The organism is Embleya sp. NPDC127516 (assembly GCF_044765325.1).
Classification (GTDB): domain Bacteria; phylum Actinomycetota; class Actinomycetes; order Streptomycetales; family Streptomycetaceae; genus Embleya.
In genome coordinates this window covers 74,699-94,868 of the sequence record NZ_JBIWJT010000009.1, presented here as the reverse complement: position 1 = coordinate 94,868, position 20,170 = coordinate 74,699, and the positions used below count along the sequence as shown (strand labels likewise).

Here is a 20,170-nt window from a genome sequence, read left to right as displayed (position 1 = left end):
CGGTCGGGCTGCTCGACCCCGGCGCCGGCGGGGGCGTCGATCGCACCGACGACGCGCCCCGCCGTGCCTCCGGCCGACCCGACCCGACGCGGATGCGGGCCCGGCCGGCGCGGTCAGGTGCCGTCGATCAGGCGGGTGGCCAGGTTCGGGTCGAAGGTTCCGGCCGCGACGCCCGGAGCGATACCGCACGGGCCGTCGGAGTCACCCGGCACCTTGATCCACAGCTCGTACTCGGCACCGCCGGTGCCCGCTCGGGACGGCTTGCCGAGCTTGCTGCCGGCCGGGTTGCACCACGCGCCGTCGGCGCCGCCGTTGCCGTTGCGACTGGTGTCGATGAGGTACTTGGCGGTTTGTGCCCCGCCGTTCGGCAGTGCGGCGCGGACCTTCTCGGCGTAACCGGCCGAGTCCGCGGTGGTCTTGTAGTTCGAGACGTTGACCGCGAATCCGCGCACATTGGCCACTCCGGCCTGGGCCAGCCGCGAGGCCATGGTGGTGGGCGCGATCCAACCCGCGTTGCCGCCGTCGAGGTAGACCTTGGCGTTGGGCGCCTTGGCCTTGAACTGCTCGGTGGCGTAGCGCAACAGGGCGAAGCGAGCATCCTTTCCCTGAGCCGACATGCAGTCGACGTTGGCAACGGCGTCGGGCTCGATGACCACGATCGCCGAGCGATCGCCGACCGCGCCCGCGAAGTCGGAGATCCAACGGCGGTAGGCATCCGGACCGGCGGCGCCGCCGCCGGACGCGCCGCCGCAGTCCCGATCCGGGATGTTGTAAGGCACCAGGATCGGCGTGCTCCGGGTGGCGGTGGCGGCGTCGACGTAGGTACGCACCGCCTTGCCGATGTCTCCGCTCCAGGCGCCGAACCAGCGGGCGCCGGCCTGCGTGGCGATCGAGGTGCGAATCTTCGCCGCACGCGGGTCGGACCCGTGCTCTCGTACCCACGCCGCCGCGTTGTTCGTCGGGTCGGTGTAGAACTTCTCGCCCGAACTCGCCGGGGGGACCTTGGCGGTGGGCGAGGACGTCGACGTGCCGGCCGGTGGGGAAGCGGAGGACGGTCGAGCGCTGGGGGTACCGACAGGCTTCGTGCCGGGGCGGGAGGAGGCCGAGGGTTTCGCGGGCACGCCGGGGGCCTGCGAACCGGTGGGCACCAGCGACACGTTGTCCAGGGTCGCCTGGAACCCCTTGGCACGGCCCCCGAGTTGGAAGGTGATCTGGGTCGCGTCGATGCCGGGCATGGCCAGGAAGCGCAGCGTGTGCCTGCCGGTCTTCTCGGCGAACGTGACGGTGCGATCCAAGACGGTCTTGTAGGGCGGGAGATGCGACTGGACGGTGACCCGAACCTTGGCGGATGTGGTCGCCGAGGCGTCGAAGGAAAGCGTGTACACGGCGAGGTTGGTCAGATGCAGACCACCCTGCCCGAGCATCGAATCCCAGGGCGCGCGGGTGTGATCGGGAACCGTGACCCGCGCCCGCCCGTCCACGGTCTTGGCCGTGGTCGCACCGGTGGTCCACCAATAGGCGGGATTCGGCTCGAAGGCCCCGTTGGTGACGAGATCCCTGCCGCCGGCCGCGGGTGTGGCCTGCCCGACGCCCGGCAGGCCCACAACACAGGTCACCGCCACCATCGTTGCGAGCGCTGCACGCCGACCCTGCATGTGTCCTCCGTGAGCCCGAGCGAACGGTTGGCTTGCCGCGCATGTTAGGGCCGGGCCCACGGCACCGCTATCCACCGAACGCGAAGAGACGAACCCGCGCGGAATCGTGTGAGCGGGAGCCGGTGGCCGGACCGCTCGCAACGGGCCCGAGGCGCACGCGCGTTGCCGCGATACGGAACACGCGGAACACGCGGTAGACGTGGGACACGCCGAATACGCCGAGCACGGATGACGCGTGGCAGACGCGCTAGGAGGATCTCTCGTTCTCGATCGGGTCGTCGGATCGGTCCTCGACGAGGGCCCGCGCGTAGTTGCTCAGCGAGCGGTTGTAGCGGGTCAGGTGTGGCGCGAGCGCGCCGAGGGCGAGCGAGACGGCCTCGCGCTCGCGGCCCGCGTCGACCAGTGACAGGGCGAGGAACGCCGCGATCGCGTCGTCGAGTTCGTCGGTCGCGGCGGCCGCTTCGGCGGTGAGCAGCGCGATGCTCTCGGCCGACTCGCCGAGATTGCGCAACGTACTGGCGAACTGGATGGTGGCGGGTCGACGCAGCTCGTCCGGCAGTCCGGCGGCGAACGCGCGGCGGTAGTGCGGCGCGGCCTGCGCCTCGTACCCGGTCGAGTCGTATGCCGACCCCATCCAGTACGCGGCGACGGCGTCGTCCTCCGGCCGCTCCGCGACCAGCGCGCCCACGGCCGCCACGAAGTCGTCGCCCTCATGCGCGTCGAGGTCGGCCCACAGCGCCTCCATGCGTCGCTGCCAGTCCTGCCTGTCATCGTCCAGCGGATGGGAAGTCATGATGTGGACGATCTTTCCACAGGACGAGTGCGGCCCACGAGGAGATGGGCGCGCGCAGGGCGCCTCGGACGCGCGCGGTGCGGGGATTCACCTCGACTTCGCCATGCCGACTCCGGCGGGGAGGGCGTGGGAGGGGTCGTGGGTGGCGATCGATTCCCGGATCCGGTCGGCATACTCCGTCTCCCACCACGGTACCGTGCGAACCAGGGTCGGGCGTGAACCGCTGATCTGGACGAAGGCCCGGCCGCGGGGCATCGACATCAGGTCCGCGGCGTCGAGTACCGCCTCCGACCGGGAGGACCGGCTGATGCCCCGGTGGTCGCCGAACTTGTGGCTGGTGCTGGTGGTTCGCGGCTCGAAGCTGCCGCCGGATTTGGCGAGTTTCTCCAGAAACGAGATGTCCGAGACGCCACCGCCGTACACGCGGACGTTCGCCGCGCCCCACAATTTCGACATGCCGTTCTCGCCCCATACCGAGACGCCCTGAGCCCAGGACTGGAGGATCACCATGACGATCACGCCGCGCGAGCCGAAGTGTGTGAACTTGTCCGGAAGCGCCTTCCAGGGACACACGTTCGCGGCCTCGTCCAGGACGAACAGCGCCGGAGTGGGCAGCCGTCCGTTGGGCAGGACTCGGGAGTACTTGTCCGCCTCCTCGGCCAGGATCGTGGTCAACGCCATCACCAGCGGAGCCGCGATCTTGTTCGTCTCCTCGGACAGCAGATAGAGCGTGTCCGAGGGAGAGCGCACGAACGCCTTGTGGTCGAATTCGGGCCGTGAGGGGTCGCTTCCCGGAGTGACCCACTCGTTGATGTTGTCCGCCACCAGAAACGAGGCCATCTGGATCGCCGTGCCGTAGACACCCGCGCGCTGCCGGTCCGGCTGACCGATCACCGACTCGACCGACTCGGCCGGCATCCGGTGCCCCGCGTCGCGCAGGATGCGTACGGGGGTGTCGTCGGTGGGACGGGTCAGCCATACGTAGACCTGCGTGATCGGACGCTTGTCGATCGACGCCGCAAGGAGCAGGTTGGCGAACAGATCCTGGGCCGCGGGCTCGAAGTACGCGTCGCTTCGGGCGTGGCTCTGGCGATTGACGGACACGAACCTGCCGGCGAGCTTGACCGCGCTGACGATGCTGTCGCCGACGTAGGTCAGCGGGTTCCACCAGAACACCGGCTTGCCGCCGGCCTGGTTCTGCGGATCGAAGATGTAGACGGTGCCCTTGTCCTCGCGGATGGCCCGGGTGGCATCCACCACGTCACGCTTGTTCGACGTCACCACCACCGCCCCCGGCGCCGCGACGATGTTGGGAATGGCCCGGGTCGCCGTCTTGCCGGTACGAGGACCCCAGATGTCGACGTGCATGTCCTCCCAGGAACCCCAGAGCTCCTGGTCGCCGCGAATGGCCCGGCCGATGAACACGCCCGGTGTCGTGCCCTGCGGCACCCCGAGTTTCGTCGCGGTACGGGTCACGCCCGCGGTCGTGGACGCGTGCAGTTCCCTGGACGTGGCCAGATGGCGATCGGCGCGGTCGATGCGTTCGCGCTCGCCCCGAAACCTGGCGAACACCCGCCAACCGACCACCGCGACGATCAACAGCGCGGCGACCTGTAGGCAGAGCAGGACGGTCGCCGCGGTACCCGGCCACCGGTAGTCGCCGATCATCAGCCGCACGCCCAGCACCAGCGGGTTGGACCCGGGCTGTTCCGTCGGTCCGCCACCCCAGGAAGCCGCGAGCCACATCATCCCGTGCAGGACCACCACGGCGATGATGCCGAACAGGAAGACCAGCGCTTCGAGTTCGACGTTGGGCCCTCTGCGCTTCTGCAGGGAGCTCATCGGTTACCCACCGCCGGCGGCTCGGAGGGCTGCCTCGTCGAGGAGGAAGCTCGCTGGGTAACCGTCGACGGAGGCAAACCCCACACGCGTAAAGCCCTTTCGCATGTCCGGGCAACCCGTGGACAAGGCGGCCCCAACGGTGGGTCGTGATCGGCTGACCGGATCTCGACGCTTGGCTGCATCGACCGTGCCGGCACCAGGTGAACGCGCGGCACCGCGATGCCCGCCGACGGGCGAACTCCGCACGCCGGATTCCGTCCCGTAGATGAACACCCTTGGGATCGCCGGGACATCGCCGATGTGTCACGCACCGGATCGGTGACCGAGTTTTCGGTCAGGCAGTGCTCCTCACACCGCGACCGCCGGCGGATGGATGAGCGCGAGCGTCCGCGCGGGGAGCGATGACACCCGTACAGGTCCACCGGGCCGCCCACGGCCGCTCCGCGGGGTCCGCGATCGGCCCGGTCGTCCGGCGTGGCAGCACCCGCCGCGTGAGCCGGTCCTGCGAACACGACGCAAAAGGAGCAGACTCGAATATTGGAGGAACACCTTTCCATCGGTAAATCTCCCAAGGAGGCCGCAGCCATGAGCGGCACGACTCCGGCACCTCACCTGACCATCGTCCGGCCCGGCGAAGGCGCCGCTGGCGACCTCGGCAGCATCGGCGTCGCCTTCAAACTCTGGGGCCGGGACACCGGCGGAAGTGTCTCGATCGTCGAGCACCCGTTCCCCGTCGGCGCGCTCGTGCCCCCGCACCTGCACACTCGCGAGGACGAGTACTCCATCGTCACCGAGGGCGAGATCGGCTTCCGCTCGGGTGAGCGCGAAACCGTCCTCGGCGCGGGCGGCTACATCACCAAGCCGCGCGGCGAAATGCACACGATGTGGAACGCCGGCTCCACCCCGGCCCGCATGATCGAGGTGATCAGCCCGGCCGGCTTCGAGCACTTCTTCCGCGAAATCGCGGACCTGATCGCCGACGGCCCGCCCGCCCCGGAGGACTTCGCCGCACTCGGCGCCGCGTACGGCCTCGAGTTCGGCCACCCGGATTGGCTGCCGGACGTCATCGCCCGCTACCACCTCACCCCGCCACCCGGCGGATGACCCGGCCGGACTTCGGGTCCCGGGGTCCGTCAGCGGTCCCGACCGGGGACGGCGCCGGAGTCGCGGCCCGGTTCCCGGTCTCGTTCCCGAGCCTGGGCTCCGGCGCGACTTCCTCGGTGTCGCCGCGTCCGAAGGTGCCGCGAGTGCCGCGAGTGCCGCGGGTGCCGCAGATGCCGCGCCAAAGGGATAGCTCGGCCGCCGCCGGTGCTCTTGAATGAGGGGATATAGGAGACCTGCCAGGGCGTCCGGTCCGCGCCCGGTGACCTTGGCATGCGCGGACGCGAGGAGAGCGACGCTTGGAAAGCGTGTATCACGGGTTTCGGTTCCATCAACTGCTCGCCCTGCCGAAGGCGACGGCGGATCCGGACCTCGGAGCGATCGGTTCGGGCGCGGCGCGGCATGCGCAAGCGGCCACCTTCGCGGCGTTGACCGCGGCGCACGCGAGGCTGGCCACCCAGCTCGTCGGCCCACCGCCTGCCCTGTCCGTTGCCTGGGTACGGTCGACGCCGGGCGGACCACTGCGGTTCCTGATGGGCGGCAGACCGTACTTTCCGCCCGCCGGCGGCACCGAGCCGGTCGGTGGGCACGGCAGGGTCGCGTATCCGCGCGGGGCGCGCGTCATGTCGCTCCCCGAGCGCGAAGTCGCCGACATGCTCGAGGCGTTGCCGTACTGGGTGCGGTGTGTCGGCGCCCCCGACATGTTGTGGACCCAGACCTTGTCGACTTCGCGGCCGGTGGGCGGGCCGAGGCCGATCCTGGACACCGCCGCCACGTACATCGACACGCCGTTCGCGTGGCTGGTGATCGCCGAGCCCGTGCCCAGAGAGGTGCTGGACTGGGCGGGTCCCGACCCGGCCGATCTGTTCGTGCCGCCGGCCCGGACCGACCAGGCGGTCATGGAGCGCGACGCCGAGCGACGCCGTGCGTTGGCCCGGTCGCGGGCGACCGGTATGTGGGACGTCCGGATCCTGGTCGGAGCCGCGGACCCCGCGACGGCACATGCCGCCGCGGGATTGTTGTGCGGTGCCGCCGATGTGACCGACCAACCGTTCCTGCTCACACCGACACGCGGTGTGAGCGACCTCGCCGGGAGCTGGGCGGCACCGGAGGATCGCCGACCCGACCCGGTGAGCGGCGGCACCTGGCCGTTCACCGCCACGACGGAGTTCCTGGGGGCGCTCGCGCGCCCGCCGGTCCTGGAGACGGCGGGACTGCACATGTTCCCGCCCAACACCTTCGGTCTCACCTACCCGGAGCTCGATGACGGCGCGTTCCTGATCGGTGACGCGCTCGACGAGACGCAGACCCCGATGGGACCCATGCGGGTCGCGCGGTCGACGCTCAACAGGCACACGTTCGTCTGCGGGGCGACGGGTTCGGGCAAGTCCCAGACCGTACGCTCGCTCCTGGGTGAACTGTCCAGACACCCCCAGCCCGTGCCGTGGCTGGTGATCGAGCCGGTCAAGGCGGAGTACGCCCGGATGGCCGGCCGGCTCGGCCCCGATCACCGGGTGACCGTCATCCGCCCCGGCGACCCCGACACGGCGCCGGCCGGACTGAATCCGCTGGAGCCCGAACCCGGGTTTCCCCTGCAGAGCCACATGGACCTGGCACGGGCACTCTTCCTGGCGGCATTCGACACGCACGAGCCGTTGCCGCAGGTGTTGGCCCGAGCCATGAGCAAGTGCTATCGCGACTCCGGGTGGGATGTGGTCGGCGGGGAGCAACGCCCGCCGTACAAACCCAAGTTCCTGGTGGACGAGCCGGACGTCCCGCGCGCCGCGCGCTATCCCACGCTCGACGATCTCCGCACGGCCGCGATCGACGTGGTACAGACGATCGGCTACGGCAGCGAGGTCACCAGGAATGTCCGAGGCTTTGTGGACGTCCGCATCGGCGGCCTTCGCGAAGGCGCGTGCGGCCGTTTCTTCCAGGGTGGACACCCGCTCGACATCGCCGCGCTGCTCGAAGGCAACGTCGTGCTCCAACTCGAGAACATCTCCAATGACCAGGACAAGGCCTTCGTCATCGGCACGGTCCTGATCCGCATCGTCGAGTATCTGCGGGTGCGGACCGATTCCGCCGTGCCCGGCAGGCTGCGTCATGTCACCGTCGTCGAAGAGGCCCACCGCCTTCTGCGGGCGGGTGGCAACCGGATCTCCCTCGCGGCCGCGGAACTGTTCGCCGGTCTGCTCGCCGAGATCCGCGCCTATGGCGAAGGCGTCGTGGTCGTCGAACAGATCCCCAACAAGATCCTGTCCGACGTCGTAAAGAACAGCGCGTTGAAGATCATCCATCGGCTCCCGGCCGCCGATGACCGCGCGATGGTCGGCGGCGCGGTGAACCTGCAAGGCACCCAGCACGAACGGGTGGTGGCGCTGCCTCCGGGGCATGCGGCGGTGGCCACCGACGGCATGGACGTGCCCGTCCTCGTCGCCATGCCGTACGGCGAAGGGTCCGAGAGCGAGGACGGAGTCGCCACCGACCCACCGCTGCGCGGCCGACGCAGCGTACTGTGCGGCACCGCCTGCGCCGAACAGCCATGCACGCTGCGCGTCATGAGCCACTGCGCCCATACGGCCGGCGATCCCGAACTGGTCCTGTGGACGGAGGCCAACGCGGTCGTGATCGTGACCATGCAGGGTTCGTTGCGACCCGGCGAACCCCTCCTTCGGCGACTGCGCGACCTGGACGACCGCGAGCTGCACTGCACCCTGGTGTACGCGGCCGAACGCGCGGCGGCCGCACGCGTGGAGGTCATGTCGGGCGATATCGATCCGGACGACTTCGCCGGCCGGCTCGCGGCCGTGCTCGCCCACCGCTGCGACCGGGGTCCCGAACCGCAGGCCGTCGATCCGCGAGCCCTCACCTACGGGACCTTCCGCTGGCAGGACATCAAGGACGCGCTGCAAGCGGCGAAGGAGGCCGATCCGAGCACGCCGTGGCAACACCCGGACAGCGCCGAGTGGGCCCGCCGGGGCTTGCGGCTGACCGGCGCGACGCCCGCCGGCCAGTTGCAGGAGTTGTGGCAGAAGCCCTTCTACTGGTCGGGTTCGAACATCGCCCGGTACGGGAACCCGTTCCGCAGCGGACTGCACGACGCGGTCGCCACCGTCGCGGGGGCAGTCAATGCCGAGGCCATCAAGCGGGCCTTCCGCATCGCGTGTGCGGACACACCCGAACGCGGAAGATTCCTGAACTGGACCACGACAAAGCTGGCGGAACGCTTCAAGGCCGGCGTGTGACGCGGGCGCCGAGGCGATCCCCGCGGCGCCCGGCGGAGCACCTCCGCGACGCGCGTGGCCGCCCGGAGTTCGGGCGCGCAGCCCCCTGAAGGTGATCAACCACCTTTGCGGTGACGCGTATCGCCGCCGAGAACGATGGTGAGCAGGGGGGCGATGTGGACGAAGTCGTGGTGCGGTCGCGGCATCACGCGGTGCTGGAACCGGGCGCCGGGGGTGATCCGACCGATTAGGCCATGGCCGTCGCGCTCGCCCCGGGCGGCCGGGCCCGTCGTGCTCTGGACGGCTCGGGCACGCGCCGAGACGACCCGTACGCGCAGCGAGTGGGGACGATCTGCCCCGACGTCGGCGGCATCGGGGGCGGATGGGGTGGTGGCCGGTGCGGATTCCGCGTTTGCCGGCGGCGAGCGGGCCGGGGATGGCGCGGGACGCATGCGCGCGGGCGGGACGGATCTCGCCCGCGCGCTGCGGTCACCTCGCCCCGGCCGGGCCGGTCACCCCGCCTGGGTGAGACCGGCGAGTCCCGGCGGGAGGTCGCGGGTGTGCACGACGCCCAGTCGCTGTGTCGCGCGGGTCAGCGCCACATACAGGTCGGCCAGGGCGAACGCGGCCGGCTCCACGACGATCACCGCGTCGAACTCCAGGCCCTTGGCCTGCTTGGGCTCGAGCAGCACCAAGGGCCGGGTGAGGTCCGGCTCGACGCCTCGTTCGGCGTGCGGGACCGCCGTCGCCACCGCGTCGATCAGGTCACGCGGCGCGATCACCGCGAGGCGTCCCTCGGCCGGAACCTGCGGATCGCGGCCGGCGGCCCCGTCCCCAGGGTCCGACTCCGGGGCGACCCCCTCGTGCGCGACGGCCCACGCCACAGCCCCCGGCAGGTCCCCGGTGTGGTGCGACCACGGCTTCACACCGGTCGAGCGCACCGATTTCGGCGGTTCGAAGCCCGGGTCGGCGGCACGCATGACGTCGGCCGCGACCTGCATGATCTCGGTCGGCGTACGGTAGTTGACGCCCAGCCGGACCCGCTCCCAGCGACCTTCGACGTACGGCACCAGGATGCGCTCCCAGGATCCGCACCCGGCCGGCTCCGAGGTCTGCGCGGGGTCGCCGACCAGGGTCATCGACCGGGTGGGGCTGCGCCGCATGAGCAACCGCCAGGTCATCGCCGAGAGTTCCTGGGCCTCGTCGACCACGATGTGGCCGTAGGCCCAGGTGCGGTCCGCCGCCGCGCGCTCGGCGGAGGTGCGGTGGTCCAGCTCCTCCTGGCGTTCGGCGAGGCGCTCGGCGTCCACGAGGTCGTGCGCACTCAGCACCTCGGACTCCTCGTCGTCGCGGTCCTCGAACTCCTGCGTGCGCGAGCCGTAGGACAGGTCGAGCACGCCCTGCGCGTAGGCGATCTGCCGCCGGCGCTCGGCATCCGCCGCGGCCCGCGCCAACGAGTCGTCCTCACCCAGGAGTTCGGCGGCCTCGTCGAGCAACGGCACGTCGCCCACCGTCCATTCGTCGGTGGTCCACGTCCCGAAGACCGGGTCGTACGCGGCCGGCCGCCGGATCGCGGCGGCGTCCTCGTCGGACAGGTACACCGGTTCGGCGAGATAGTCCGCGAGCAACGTCTGCGGGGTCAGGCGCGGCCACAGCTCGTCGACGGCCGCCTGCACGGCCGGGCTCTCGGCGACCGACATCGCCAACTGCGCGACCTCCTCCGAGCCGAGGAAGTTCGGCCCACCGAACGGGTCCGCGCCGAGCCGGTCGACCAACTGCTCGGCGAGGCCGTCGATCACCCGCGACGCGAACGCCGCGCGGGCGAGGTTGTGCGGCAACAGCGTCGCACGTGCCTTGCTCCGGGCGGCCCGAACGATCCCCGCGTCGAGGAACAGGTCGCCGTCGTCGTGTCCGATCACCAACGGCGTCTCGGGCACCGTCTGTTGGTCGGCCACGAAGCGGGCGAGCACCTCGGCCATCGCGGCCCGACCCTTGACCTCGGCGGCCGCGGGGGTGTCGACGGCGGTCGTGGTGACGCCCGGGAACAACTCGCCGGGTGTGGCGAACTGCACGCCCGTCTCGCCGAGCGAGGGCAGGACGTCCTCGATGTAGCCGAGGAAGGCGGGGTTGGGGCCGACCACGAGCACGACGCGGCGGGTCAGGTGCTCACGGTTGGCGTACAGCAGGTACGCCGCGCGGTGCAGCGCGACGACCGTCTTGCCGGTGCCCGGGCCGCCCTCGACCACGAGGATGCCGCGGTGCGGCGCACGGATGATGCGGTCCTGCTCGGCCTGGATGGTCTGCACGATGTCGTGCATGCGCCCGGTGCGGCGGGCGTCGAGCGACGCGAGCAGGACCGCGTCGGCGTCCGAGCCCTCGAAGCCGGTGCGGGTGTCGTCCGTGAGGTCGAGGATCTCGTCGTGCAGCGCGGTGACCCGCTGCCCGGACGTGGTGATGTGCCGCCGCCGGCGCAGGCCCATCGGAGTGTGCCCGGTCGCGAGATAGAACGGTCGTGCGACGTCGGCGCGCCAGTCGATGATCAGTGGGGTGTGTTCGGCGTCGTCGCGACGGATTCCGATCCGTCCGATGTGATGGTCGGCGCCGTCCCGGAACAACAATCGCCCGAAACACAGGCCGTTGGCGCCGGCGTCGAATGCCGCGCGCAGGCTCGAGTGCTCGAAGACCGCGATATCCCGCTCGACGCGTGCCTGCCGGGTGCCGTCGTGCTCGCGCCCGAGCGCGCTCGTCACGGCGGCCTCCGCCTGGGCACGCAGGTCCGCGAGGCGTGCGTAGAGCGCGTCGACGAATTCCTGCTCGTATCGCAATTCGGCGTTTGACAATTCGTCTCCCGGACGGGTATTATGCCTTCATTGAGATTCCTGAATGCCGTGAGAAAACCGGTATTCAGAACCATCCAATATACCTTGAGTAAAGGCCCCGGACGTCAGGACGTCCGGGGCTTTCTCGTTGCCCCGGCGGCCGTGGAGACGCCGAGGACGAACGACTCGGTGGCCGGCGGTACGGTGGATTTCGTGACGATCGACGCCTTCCCCGACCCGACCGCGGAGTTCGAGGCGCAGCGGGGGCGGCTGTTCGGGATCGCGTACCGGATGCTGGGGTCGGCGGCCGAGGCCGAGGACGCGGTGCAGGACGCGTACCTGCGCTGGCACGCGGCCGATCGAGGACACATCGAGGTGCCGGGGGCGTGGTTGGCCAAGGTGTTGACGAATCTGTGCCTCAACCGGCTGACGTCCGCGCGGGCGCGGCGCGAGGAGTACGTCGGGCCGTGGTTGCCCGAGCCGGTGCGGACGGACGCGGGGGCGCTCGGGCCGTTGGAGACCGCCGAGCAGCGGGACGCGGTGTCGATGGCGATGCTCGTGATGCTGGAACGGTTGTCGCCGCCGGAGCGGGCGGTCGTGGTCCTGCGGGACGCGTTCGGGTACAGCCATCGGGAGATCGCCGAGGTGCTGGACTGGCCGGAGGCCAACTCCCGGCAGACCTACCGGCGGGCGAGGCAACATCTGGTGTCCGGGCGGCCGCGCTTCGAGGCTTCCGCGGAGGTGCGTTCCGACCTGCTGGCGCGTTTCCTGACGGCGGCGGCCGAGGGGGCGCTCGGGCAACTGGAGTCGCTCCTCGCCGACGACGTCGTGACGTGGACCGACGGGGGCGGCAAGGTCTCCGCGTCGACACGACCGGTCTCCGGGCGCGAGAAGGTGGCCCGGTTCCTGCTGGGTCTGGTGGAGCGCTTCTCGTCCGATATGGAATTCGGCTTCGCCGAGGTCAACGGCGAGGCGGCGCTGTTGGGCTGGGAGGGCGGGGCGCTCACGACCGTGGCGGTGGCGCAGTTCGGCGCGGAGGGCATCGCGGGCGTGCGGATCGTCCGCAATCCGGAGAAGCTGAAATTCCTCGAAGAACAATGCCGAGGGTTGTCACGTAACGCATAGCCGTCCGGTTCCTTGCTGACGAGGGCGACGTCGCGACGGTGCGGCGTCCCCGTAGCGAGGAGGACCGATGAGCGAGAACGTGATCCTGGTGACGGGCGCGACCGGTGTGCTCGGGCGCGAGGTGCTGGATCGGGTCCGGCGCACCGGGCTGCCGGTGCGCGCGATGACCCGCAGGGCGGCGCTGCCCGACGACGCGGCGGTCACCTGGGTGACCGCCGACCTGCAGACCGGCGAGGGTGTCGACGCGGCGTTCGACGGCGTCGCGACGATCATCCACTGCGCGTCGGACACGCGGAAGCCGAAGCACGACCTTCCCGGCTGGCGGCACCTGCTGGGCGCCGCGAAGCGGGCCGGAGTCGGGCACATCGTGAACATCTCGATCGTCGGCATCGACCGGATCCCGTACTCCTACTACGAGATCAAGATCGAGGGTGAGCGGTTGCTCGCCGAGTCCGGTATCCCGTGGAGCAATCTGCGCGCGACGCAGTTCCCCGAGCTGCTGCACAAGGTGTTCGGCCTGTCGTCCAGGACGCCCTTCGTCATGGTTCCGTCGAAGACCGTGTGCCAGCCCGTCGACCAGGGCGAAGTGGCCGACCGACTGGTGGAGTTGGCGCAGGGCGCGCCGGCCGGGCGGGTCGCGGACCTGGGCGGGCCGCGGGTGTACCAGGCGGGGGACCTGGCTCGTTCCTGGCTGAAGGCGGTGGGCAAGCGGCGGTGGGTCCTGCCCGTGCGGGTCCCGGGCAAGGCCGGCGCCGGGCTGCGCGCCGGGGGGCTGGTCACGCGGGAGAACGCGGTGGGCGTCAGGACGTGGGAGGACTACCTCGCCGCGAAGGTGGCCGGCTGAGCACGACCCGCTGAGCGTGGCGCGGGCTTCGGTCCCGCGGGTCGCCTCGGTTTGCTTTCGGGCGGTCTCGGCCTGCCCGTTCTCGCCGAAGGCGTGACCTGATCGGGCGCGGCCCTCCGGCAGGGTGCACGAAGAGCTCGTGCCGGAGGGTCCCGAGCCCGTCCGCGACCACCCCACACGTCCTCGCGGAGCTGCTCCGGGCGGCCGGACCGGCGCGGGGCGGGCCTGTTGGCGGGACGTCGACGGGCGTGGGCGACTCGTGGCCCGATGACGCGTGCCCGTCAGTCGAGGCGTGCGTCGAGACCGTACAGCTCCAGCGTCTGGTCGAGTGCCCGCTTGATCTCCGTGGGCGTCAGTCCTCGGTCGGTGCGCAGGTGGTGCAGCAGGCTCGGTCCGCACGGGCCGAGCAGGAAGTCCGCGAGGGTCGTGGCGTCGGCGTCCGGCCGCAGCCGGGCGATCAGCATCGCCGTGTGGATCCGCATCGCACGGTAGGGCGCGCTGGTGTAGCGCGCGCACGGATCGGCGACCTCCGCCGCCAACAGCATCGCGTGCTGCTCCACGACGCGATCGACGAGTGCGTGCAGGAACGCGCGCAGGCGGTCGGCGGTGGGCGCCCCCGGGCCCAACGGGGGCGGGCCGGAGAGGAAGGCGGCCTGGAAGACCTGTTCGCGCTCGTCGAGGAGTGCGAACAGTAGGCCGGCCACATCGCCGAACCGGCGGTAGACCGTGCCGACGCCCATCCCGGTGGCATGCGCGACCGCGTTCATGGTGAGCGCGTCGGGGCCCTGCTCGGCGACGATCCGGCCGGCGGCATCGAGGATCCGGCGACGGTTGCGGGCGGCGTCGGCCCGTTCCGGCGGAGGTTGTTCGGCCATCGGGAGATCGATGCGGGGCGGTGGGCTCATGATCGCAGCCTAACGGATAGTCATCCGCTTCCCACTTGCCAAAGGGATTCCTATCCGCTTGACTCCTCGTCGAAGCGGATAGCAATCCGATTAGTCCTGCCGGAGGTTTCGCCATGACCACCAAGATCGCCGTCGTCTACTACTCGTCCACGGGCAACGTCCACCAACTCGCCCGGGCCGTCGCCGAAGGAGCGGAGAAGGCCGGTGCCGAGGTACGCCTGCGCCGGGTGCCCGAACTCGCGCCCGACGAGGTCGTCGACTCCGTACCGGCATGGCGCGCGCACCTCGATGCCACCCGGGACGTCGAGGTCGCCACGCTGGACGACCTCGTGTGGGCCGACGCCTACGCGTTCGGCTCGCCGACGCGGTTCGGCAACATCTCCTCGCAGCTCAAGCAGTTCATCGACACGACCAGCGGGCTGTGGCAGCAGGGCGTGTTCGTCGACAAGCCGGCCACCGGATTCGTCAGCGCGGCGAACCTGCACGGCGGCAACGAGTCGACGCTGTTGGCGCTGTACAACACCCTGCACCACTGGGGCTCGCTGATCGTGTCGCCGGGCTACACCGACCCGGTCGTGTACGGCGCCAACGGCAACCCGTACGGCACCGCGCACGCCTCCGGGGCCGGCGAGCCCGGCGACAACATCCTCGAAGCCGCCCGCTACCAGGGCGCGCGCCTGACCACCGTGACCCGAAAGCTCCTGGCCGGCCAGGCCGCGTAGGCGCCGCCTCGCATGTGCGCACCCGTGTTCGCGCGCGAGCGCGGGATGCGAAATCCGGGACACCCCAGCCCGGTTGGATGGCTTCGCCGGCCTTTCCTCGCAATTTCGATATTCGTCGTGCATGTCCGCGGCCGACGTGGACAGCCTTGCTGGAGGCGCCCGGGACGGGCGACCGGCCGGGTGAAGGGACGTGCGTCATGGGGACGAACGGGTTCGGTCCGCATCGTTTCGCGGAGCGAGCGGAGCGAGAGGCGGCGGAGTCGGCCGAAGGTGAGGGGATGGCCCTGGCACTGGTGTGGTTGGCGGACGAGTATCGGCGCTCCGCGCCCTCCGATGGGGGTCGTCGCGTGACACCGATGCGGACGCGGTCGGATGCGGACGGGCCGGACGCCTTGCTTCGGTGACGACGGGCCGGGCGAGTTCCCGGTCCTCCCCGTCGGTGGGCGGCGTCCGCTCGCCCGGAGACCGGCGGCGCGATGCCGGGGTCCGGAGACGGGTTCAGGTCCGGTGCCGGGTGAACGCGGTGGCCGGTGGGTCGTCGCGTGCGCGCTCGGTTTCGGGCCGCGACCGTCCCGGCGCGCGGGTACGGATGCTCGTGGGCAGCGGGGATGCGGGTGATTCGCGTCCGGGGCGGGCTCGACCGGTTTGCCGTACGGGATTCCGGATCGCAGTGAATCGGGTAGGCATCACGACATGACCACTCACGAGCATGACAACGTCCCCACCGGCGCGCCGGAGGACCTCGTCGAGCGCGCTTCGGGTGTGGGTGGCACGCCATCCGGGATGAGCGCGACCGACGTGCGGGTACGAAGTGATTTGGCGCGCCACCTGGGACGCGACATCTACCCCGCCGATCGCGAGGCGCTCCTGGCACGGCTGCGCGGGACGTCGGCGCCCGACCACCTGGTGGATCTCCTCGCCGGGTTGCCGGTGGACGGCTTCGACTACGAAAGCGTGCAACAACTGTGCAGGGCCCTCGGCCTGGGCACGGAAGAGCACCACACCTGACGAGAGGCGACCGGCGCCGCCACCGTTGTCGGTGGCGGCGCCGGTCGCGGGGCCGTCGTCCCCGTTGTCCGCCGTCCCCGTCTCGTCGGCGCTCCCGATGCGCGGTCACGATGCCACGTTCGGTCGTCAGTGCCCGGGTTTCGCCGGGTGGATTCCCGGTTCGAGTCCGGCGTCCGTGTCCGGGGCCGGCGGGCCGGTGTCGTGCCGCCACCACGCGAAGGCGCCGGAGGTGGCGGCCAGGACGGCGATGCCCAGGATCCAGCCGCCGACCACATCGGAGAGGTAGTGAGCGCCCAGGGCCACACGGGTGCACCCGACCCCGAACGCCGAGACGACTGTCGCGCACCACACCACCGGGCGGGACCGACGGGGAAGGACGGGCAGCAGGATCAGCAACAGCACGCCCGCGCCGACGGTCGCGGTCAACGTATGCCCGGAGGGAAACGATCCGCCCGGGGCGCTCGTGACGGCGTCCTCGGGGCGGGCACGCGCGATCACCACCTTGGTCAGGCCGCTGAGCGCCGCCGCGATCACCATCGCCGTGACCGCCCACAGGACGAGCCGGCGGGCACCGCGCCGCCACAACCACACGCAGAGCACAAGCACCAGAATTCGAAAGACGAAAGGGTCCCAGACCCAGTCGCTGAGCGTGTGCGCCAGTCGGCGCCAACGCGGTCGCGCCGACATCCACGCCTCCATCGTCCGAGCGATGTCGACGTCCAACGCCTGCAATGGCGACCAGGAGTTGCGCACCAGCAGCGCCAGGAGCGTGAAAGGCACAACCCCGACCAGGAAGGCGCCCGCGACCAGGACCAACCTGAGGCCGAATCGTGAATCGGACCGAGACAGGCCATCCCGGGACGGGTCGTGGGTGCTCACCGTCGACGCCTTCCCCGGAAGCCCGAGTCGACACGGGCGCGCCACCACCTCCCACGCCGTCCGCGCAGACGCCGAGTCCCGTGCCCACCCGGACAGGCGGGTCCATGTCCGCTTGTCCACGCGGGCGTTCGGGGTGCGCCGTTCGCGACCGCACAGGGGCGCGGCCGTGTCGGGCGAGGTCGATAGGTTTGGCGGCATGAGTCTTTCGCTGTCTTTGTTCATTGCGGACCCCGAGGCCGTGCGTGCGGTGGTGGGGTCGGGGGACGTACGCGTGCGCCGGGCCATCGGCGGACGCTTCAAGCAGGAGATGGCCCGGGACGACGACTATTTCTCGAGCGAGATCGCGGCCGGCGCGCCGACGCTGTACGAGGCGCTGACCGCGGTGGTGGACGGCGGGCCGTTCGCGGACGGGCACGCGTTCCAGTACGGCTACGCGTACCGGATGATCTGCGCCTTCCACGGGCGGCGGATCTACAGCAACAACTTCTCGCCGTTCCGGTTCGGGTGGCTCGAGCGCGTCGACGAAGGGCTCGCGTCGCTCGGCGTGGACGCCGTTCGGGTCTCGGAGTTCGGCTACGGACTTCCCTCGCCGCTCCCGTACACCGACCTTCCGGGGCACGGAGTCTGGTCGCCGGCGGACTGCGCCAAGGCGCTGGAACAGTACGCCGCCGCCACTGGCGAGCAACTGGCCGCACTCGACGGGGAGGTGCGCGAGGCCATCGAGGACTGCGCGGAATGGCTGAACGCGGCACGGGCGAGCGAGGGCCGCGGAGTCCTGGGGTTCATGTCCTGAGAGCGCTCGCGAGGCCGCCCGAACTCCCTTACGGACAACCTGCGATGCCGTCGTTCCCGAACTCGTCGGGGAGATCGCGCTCGACTCCGCTCCGTGTCCGGGGACGGGAAGTGGCGCCGGGCCGGCCGTCTGCCGCGCCCGAGGGAGGACCCGGACGCGGCGGAAGTGCCGCTGCTCGGTGCGGGAACCCGGCCGGCCGTCGGTGGACACGCGCCGCGGCGAAGTGGTTCACCCGTTCGGGTGGGCGCGGGTCGCCGCGGGCGGGGCAGGCGTGGGGCGCGGGCGGTTCCTCCCCTTCGGGGGCTCCGGGGGATCGCCGGCGGTGGGTGGGCGTCTCCTCCCGACCGAGGGGGAGGAGACGCCCGACCGGGATGCCCGGTCCGAGGCCCCGCGTCGCCCGCCTCGTGAATGGGGCCGGCGGGCGTCGGGGCGGCGGCGTGGGGAAGGGTCAGTGCCTCGGTCGGCGGCTTCCCGCTTGGTGCCTCGCGGAGGCGACCAGGTGGGAGAGGATGCCCGTCGCGCCCACGCTCGCGAGTCCGACCATGGTCACGCCCACCATGTACAGTCCGCTCGAGTCGTCCGACCAGTCGAGATAGGCGGCGAGGGTCAGGCCCGTGGTGGTGCCGATCGTCGCCGCCGCGACATGGCCGCGGGAGGCCGCCCGGCAGACCGCCGCGAACAGGGTCAGTACGAGCCCGACCACCTGCCAGGCCTGGTAGGGGCCGGTCGTCGAACCGTCGGGATGCACGTCGCGGTGCTGATCCCAGCCCAGCCATGCGGCCCATGCCGCCGCCGCGATCGCGGCCAGGACCGGGGTCGCCAGGAACGTGGGCACTGCTTTTCGTGGTCCTTCGTCCATGGCGCCAGTTTTCCGGCCTACGCGAGCACCCGGCAGAGTACGGATACTCAGATCCGGTCGGGCGACCCGGTCCGGGAGGGGGCGGCCCCGGTCACACGGTCCTGCGTCCGCTGATTCGTGTCACGTGGTGCCCGGCGGCGATGACGACGAACGGGTGTCCGATTCCGGCGGGCTCGGTGTCCAGGCGCAGGAAGCCCTCGGTGTCGGGCTCCAGGACGGGGCCGTTGTCGATGACCGCGCTCCACGTACGCGCGAGGGTCTCGCCGTTGATCGGCCAGTCGAACAGGTCGAGGGTGACCTCGACATCCCCGAGGTCGGGGAGGATGAGGTAGCCGCGCGCCGACATGATCTCCACCATTCGAGTGTGCGTCGAACCGCCCGGTCCCGCCGGCGGCGGACCCGGCCGCGCGTGCGGTTCGGGTGCCTCGCCTACAAGGACGGCGACGGTGGCCCGTTGCGGTGTCCGCTCGCACGCGTGGTGTGCGGGGCGGGCGCGGCGAGGTCGGGATCGGCGAAGGGCCCGCCGACGGACGATCCGTTTCTCATCCGGCTCACAGACGGCTCTCATGCTGCGTTCCTACGCTGCCGATGACCGAGAGTGACTCGGAAGGAGTCGACGGACCATGAGCCATGACCACCACGAAGGTCAACGCGTCAGTCGGCGCACCGCGCTGGCGGGCATCGGCAGCATCGGCCTGGGCGCGCTCCTCAGCGCCTGCTCGGGAGCAAAGAACGGCGGCAGCGCCCAGGCCACCACGACGACGGGCGCCACTGCCACGGTCTCGCCCCAGGCCGGCAGCACCCAGGACATCGCGAAACTGTTCGAGGGGGCGGGCACCTGCGCTCTGACCCCGCAGACCACCCAGGGCCCGTACTACTTCGACGCCGACAAGATCCGCAGCGACATCCGCGAGGACCGCGCGGGCGCCCGGCTGCGGCTGGCCGTCCGGGTCCAGGACAGTGAGACGTGCCAAGCGATCCCGAACGCGGTGGTGGAGATCTGGCACTGCGACGCGGCCGGTCTCTACTCCGGGGCCGAAAGCCTCTCCGGCGGGGGCGGCGGCGGAGGCGGTCCCAGCGGCGGGAGCGGGGGGAGCGGGGGGAGCGGCGGTCCGGGTGGTGGCCCGCCCCCGTCCGGAGCGCCCGGCGGCGCACCCCCCTCGGGAGCGCCGGGCGGGGGCGCAGGCGGTGGCGGGGCACAGGGGGACCTCACGCCGCAGGACGACAAGCGCTACCTGCGCGGCGCTCAGGTGACCGACAACCAGGGGATCGTGCAGTTCACCACCATCTGGCCCGGCTGGTACCGGGGCCGTACCGTCCACGTCCACGCCATGGTGCACTTCGACAACGCACGCACACTCACCACCCAGCTGATGATGGACGAGGCGCTCAACAGTGCCGTCTTCGCCGAACAGCCGTATGCCAAGCACACCGGCCGGGACACGTTCAACGATGGCGACAACATCTACAAGCCCACCATGCTCCTCAAGGTCGTCCAGGACGGCGACGGCTATCTGGGCGTGATCACCCTCGCCGCGGATCCCGACAAGGACGGCAAGTAGGTCCGGCGTCCGGGGCCCGCCGTCGGGCGTCACCGC

The 20,170-nt window shown here is 71.0% G+C and carries 16 protein-coding genes; 8 read left to right on the top strand and 8 right to left on the bottom strand.

Features of this window, described 5'->3' with window-relative positions; translation table 11 throughout:
* Positions 1-113 precede the first annotated feature (113 nt).
* The 3 genes from ACIRL2_RS18960 to ACIRL2_RS18950 form a co-directional block, all read right to left on the bottom strand.
* Positions 114-1,616, bottom strand: a complete 1,503-nt coding sequence (locus ACIRL2_RS18960; RefSeq protein WP_402233452.1) for a glycoside hydrolase family 6 protein — start codon at positions 1,614-1,616, stop codon at positions 114-116.
* A 286-nt stretch (positions 1,617-1,902) separates the two neighbouring features.
* The gene (locus tag ACIRL2_RS18955) at positions 1,903-2,448 is read right to left on the bottom strand and encodes a tetratricopeptide repeat protein (RefSeq protein WP_402233449.1); all 546 of its coding nucleotides are present in this window, start codon (positions 2,446-2,448) and stop codon (positions 1,903-1,905) included.
* 87 nt (positions 2,449-2,535) lie between these two features.
* Entirely contained in the window at positions 2,536-4,290 is a 1,755-nt protein-coding gene (locus tag ACIRL2_RS18950) for a type IV secretory system conjugative DNA transfer family protein (RefSeq protein WP_402233446.1), read from the bottom strand.
* A gap of 585 nt (positions 4,291-4,875) precedes the next feature.
* Between ACIRL2_RS18950 and ACIRL2_RS18945 the strand changes: the two genes are divergently transcribed.
* Positions 4,876-5,394: a cupin domain-containing protein gene (locus ACIRL2_RS18945; protein WP_402233444.1), complete on the top strand. Its 519-nt coding sequence runs from the start codon at positions 4,876-4,878 to the stop codon at positions 5,392-5,394.
* 305 nt (positions 5,395-5,699) lie between these two features.
* Positions 5,700-8,639: an ATP-binding protein gene (locus ACIRL2_RS18940; RefSeq protein WP_395860961.1), complete on the top strand. Its 2,940-nt coding sequence runs from the start codon at positions 5,700-5,702 to the stop codon at positions 8,637-8,639.
* 491 nt (positions 8,640-9,130) lie between these two features.
* Here ACIRL2_RS18940 and ACIRL2_RS18935 read toward each other — a convergent pair whose 3' ends face one another.
* Positions 9,131-11,443, bottom strand: coding sequence for a HelD family protein (locus ACIRL2_RS18935; protein ID WP_402233780.1), 2,313 nt, complete (start codon positions 11,441-11,443; stop codon positions 9,131-9,133).
* 207 nt (positions 11,444-11,650) lie between these two features.
* Between ACIRL2_RS18935 and ACIRL2_RS18930 the strand changes: the two genes are divergently transcribed.
* Positions 11,651-12,562 (top strand): RNA polymerase sigma-70 factor, encoded by a 912-nt coding sequence (locus ACIRL2_RS18930; protein WP_402233441.1) that lies wholly within the window; start codon positions 11,651-11,653, stop codon positions 12,560-12,562.
* Between the two features lie 67 nt (positions 12,563-12,629).
* A complete protein-coding gene (locus ACIRL2_RS18925; protein ID WP_395860255.1) occupies positions 12,630-13,406 on the top strand; it encodes an SDR family oxidoreductase in 777 nt (258 codons plus the stop codon).
* Positions 13,407-13,687: 281 nt separating this feature from the next.
* On the opposite strand, the gene ACIRL2_RS18920 is transcribed toward ACIRL2_RS18925, so the two are convergent.
* On the bottom strand, positions 13,688-14,311 hold the full coding sequence (locus tag ACIRL2_RS18920) for a TetR/AcrR family transcriptional regulator (RefSeq protein ID WP_402233439.1): 624 nt from the start codon (positions 14,309-14,311) through the stop codon (positions 13,688-13,690).
* Between the two features lie 113 nt (positions 14,312-14,424).
* Between ACIRL2_RS18920 and wrbA the strand changes: the two genes are divergently transcribed.
* Together wrbA and ACIRL2_RS18910 are read left to right on the top strand one after the other, a co-directional pair.
* Positions 14,425-15,033: an NAD(P)H:quinone oxidoreductase gene (wrbA, locus tag ACIRL2_RS18915; RefSeq protein WP_395860251.1), complete on the top strand. Its 609-nt coding sequence runs from the start codon at positions 14,425-14,427 to the stop codon at positions 15,031-15,033.
* A 693-nt stretch (positions 15,034-15,726) separates the two neighbouring features.
* Positions 15,727-16,041 (top strand): DUF2795 domain-containing protein, encoded by a 315-nt coding sequence (locus tag ACIRL2_RS18910; protein WP_402233436.1) that lies wholly within the window; start codon positions 15,727-15,729, stop codon positions 16,039-16,041.
* Between the two features lie 126 nt (positions 16,042-16,167).
* Here ACIRL2_RS18910 and ACIRL2_RS18905 read toward each other — a convergent pair whose 3' ends face one another.
* Positions 16,168-16,920: a phosphatase PAP2 family protein gene (locus tag ACIRL2_RS18905; protein WP_402233433.1), complete on the bottom strand. Its 753-nt coding sequence runs from the start codon at positions 16,918-16,920 to the stop codon at positions 16,168-16,170.
* A 196-nt stretch (positions 16,921-17,116) separates the two neighbouring features.
* Between ACIRL2_RS18905 and ACIRL2_RS18900 the strand changes: the two genes are divergently transcribed.
* A complete protein-coding gene (locus ACIRL2_RS18900; protein WP_402233430.1) occupies positions 17,117-17,713 on the top strand; it encodes a hypothetical protein in 597 nt (198 codons plus the stop codon).
* Positions 17,714-18,161: 448 nt separating this feature from the next.
* Here the strand turns inward: ACIRL2_RS18900 and ACIRL2_RS18895 are convergent, their stop codons facing one another.
* The gene (locus ACIRL2_RS18895) at positions 18,162-18,572 is read right to left on the bottom strand and encodes a hypothetical protein (protein ID WP_395860243.1); all 411 of its coding nucleotides are present in this window, start codon (positions 18,570-18,572) and stop codon (positions 18,162-18,164) included.
* 91 nt (positions 18,573-18,663) lie between these two features.
* Entirely contained in the window at positions 18,664-18,927 is a 264-nt protein-coding gene (locus ACIRL2_RS18890; protein ID WP_395860241.1) for a hypothetical protein, read from the bottom strand.
* 268 nt (positions 18,928-19,195) lie between these two features.
* Between ACIRL2_RS18890 and ACIRL2_RS18885 the strand changes: the two genes are divergently transcribed.
* Positions 19,196-20,134, top strand: a complete 939-nt coding sequence (locus ACIRL2_RS18885; RefSeq protein ID WP_402233426.1) for a protocatechuate dioxygenase — start codon at positions 19,196-19,198, stop codon at positions 20,132-20,134.
* The last annotated feature ends 36 nt before the right edge of the window (positions 20,135-20,170 follow it).

What these genes read in the sequence shown, in the direction of transcription:
- ACIRL2_RS18950 (WP_402233446.1), bottom strand. Translation starts at nt 4,290, where the DNA reads ATGAGCTCCCTGCAGAAGCGCAGAGGGCCCAACGTCGAACTCGAAGCG.
- ACIRL2_RS18945 (WP_402233444.1), top strand. Translation starts at nt 4,876, where the DNA reads ATGAGCGGCACGACTCCGGCACCTCACCTGACCATCGTCCGGCCCGGC.
- ACIRL2_RS18910 (WP_402233436.1), top strand. Translation starts at nt 15,727, where the DNA reads ATGACCACTCACGAGCATGACAACGTCCCCACCGGCGCGCCGGAGGAC.
- ACIRL2_RS18895 (WP_395860243.1), bottom strand. Translation starts at nt 18,572, where the DNA reads ATGGACGAAGGACCACGAAAAGCAGTGCCCACGTTCCTGGCGACCCCG.
- ACIRL2_RS18920 (WP_402233439.1), bottom strand. Translation starts at nt 14,311, where the DNA reads ATGAGCCCACCGCCCCGCATCGATCTCCCGATGGCCGAACAACCTCCG.
- ACIRL2_RS18885 (WP_402233426.1), top strand. Translation starts at nt 19,196, where the DNA reads ATGAGCCATGACCACCACGAAGGTCAACGCGTCAGTCGGCGCACCGCG.
- ACIRL2_RS18925 (WP_395860255.1), top strand. Translation starts at nt 12,630, where the DNA reads ATGAGCGAGAACGTGATCCTGGTGACGGGCGCGACCGGTGTGCTCGGG.
- ACIRL2_RS18955 (WP_402233449.1), bottom strand. Translation starts at nt 2,448, where the DNA reads ATGACTTCCCATCCGCTGGACGATGACAGGCAGGACTGGCAGCGACGC.
- ACIRL2_RS18900 (WP_402233430.1), top strand. Translation starts at nt 17,117, where the DNA reads ATGAGTCTTTCGCTGTCTTTGTTCATTGCGGACCCCGAGGCCGTGCGT.
- wrbA (WP_395860251.1), top strand. Translation starts at nt 14,425, where the DNA reads ATGACCACCAAGATCGCCGTCGTCTACTACTCGTCCACGGGCAACGTC.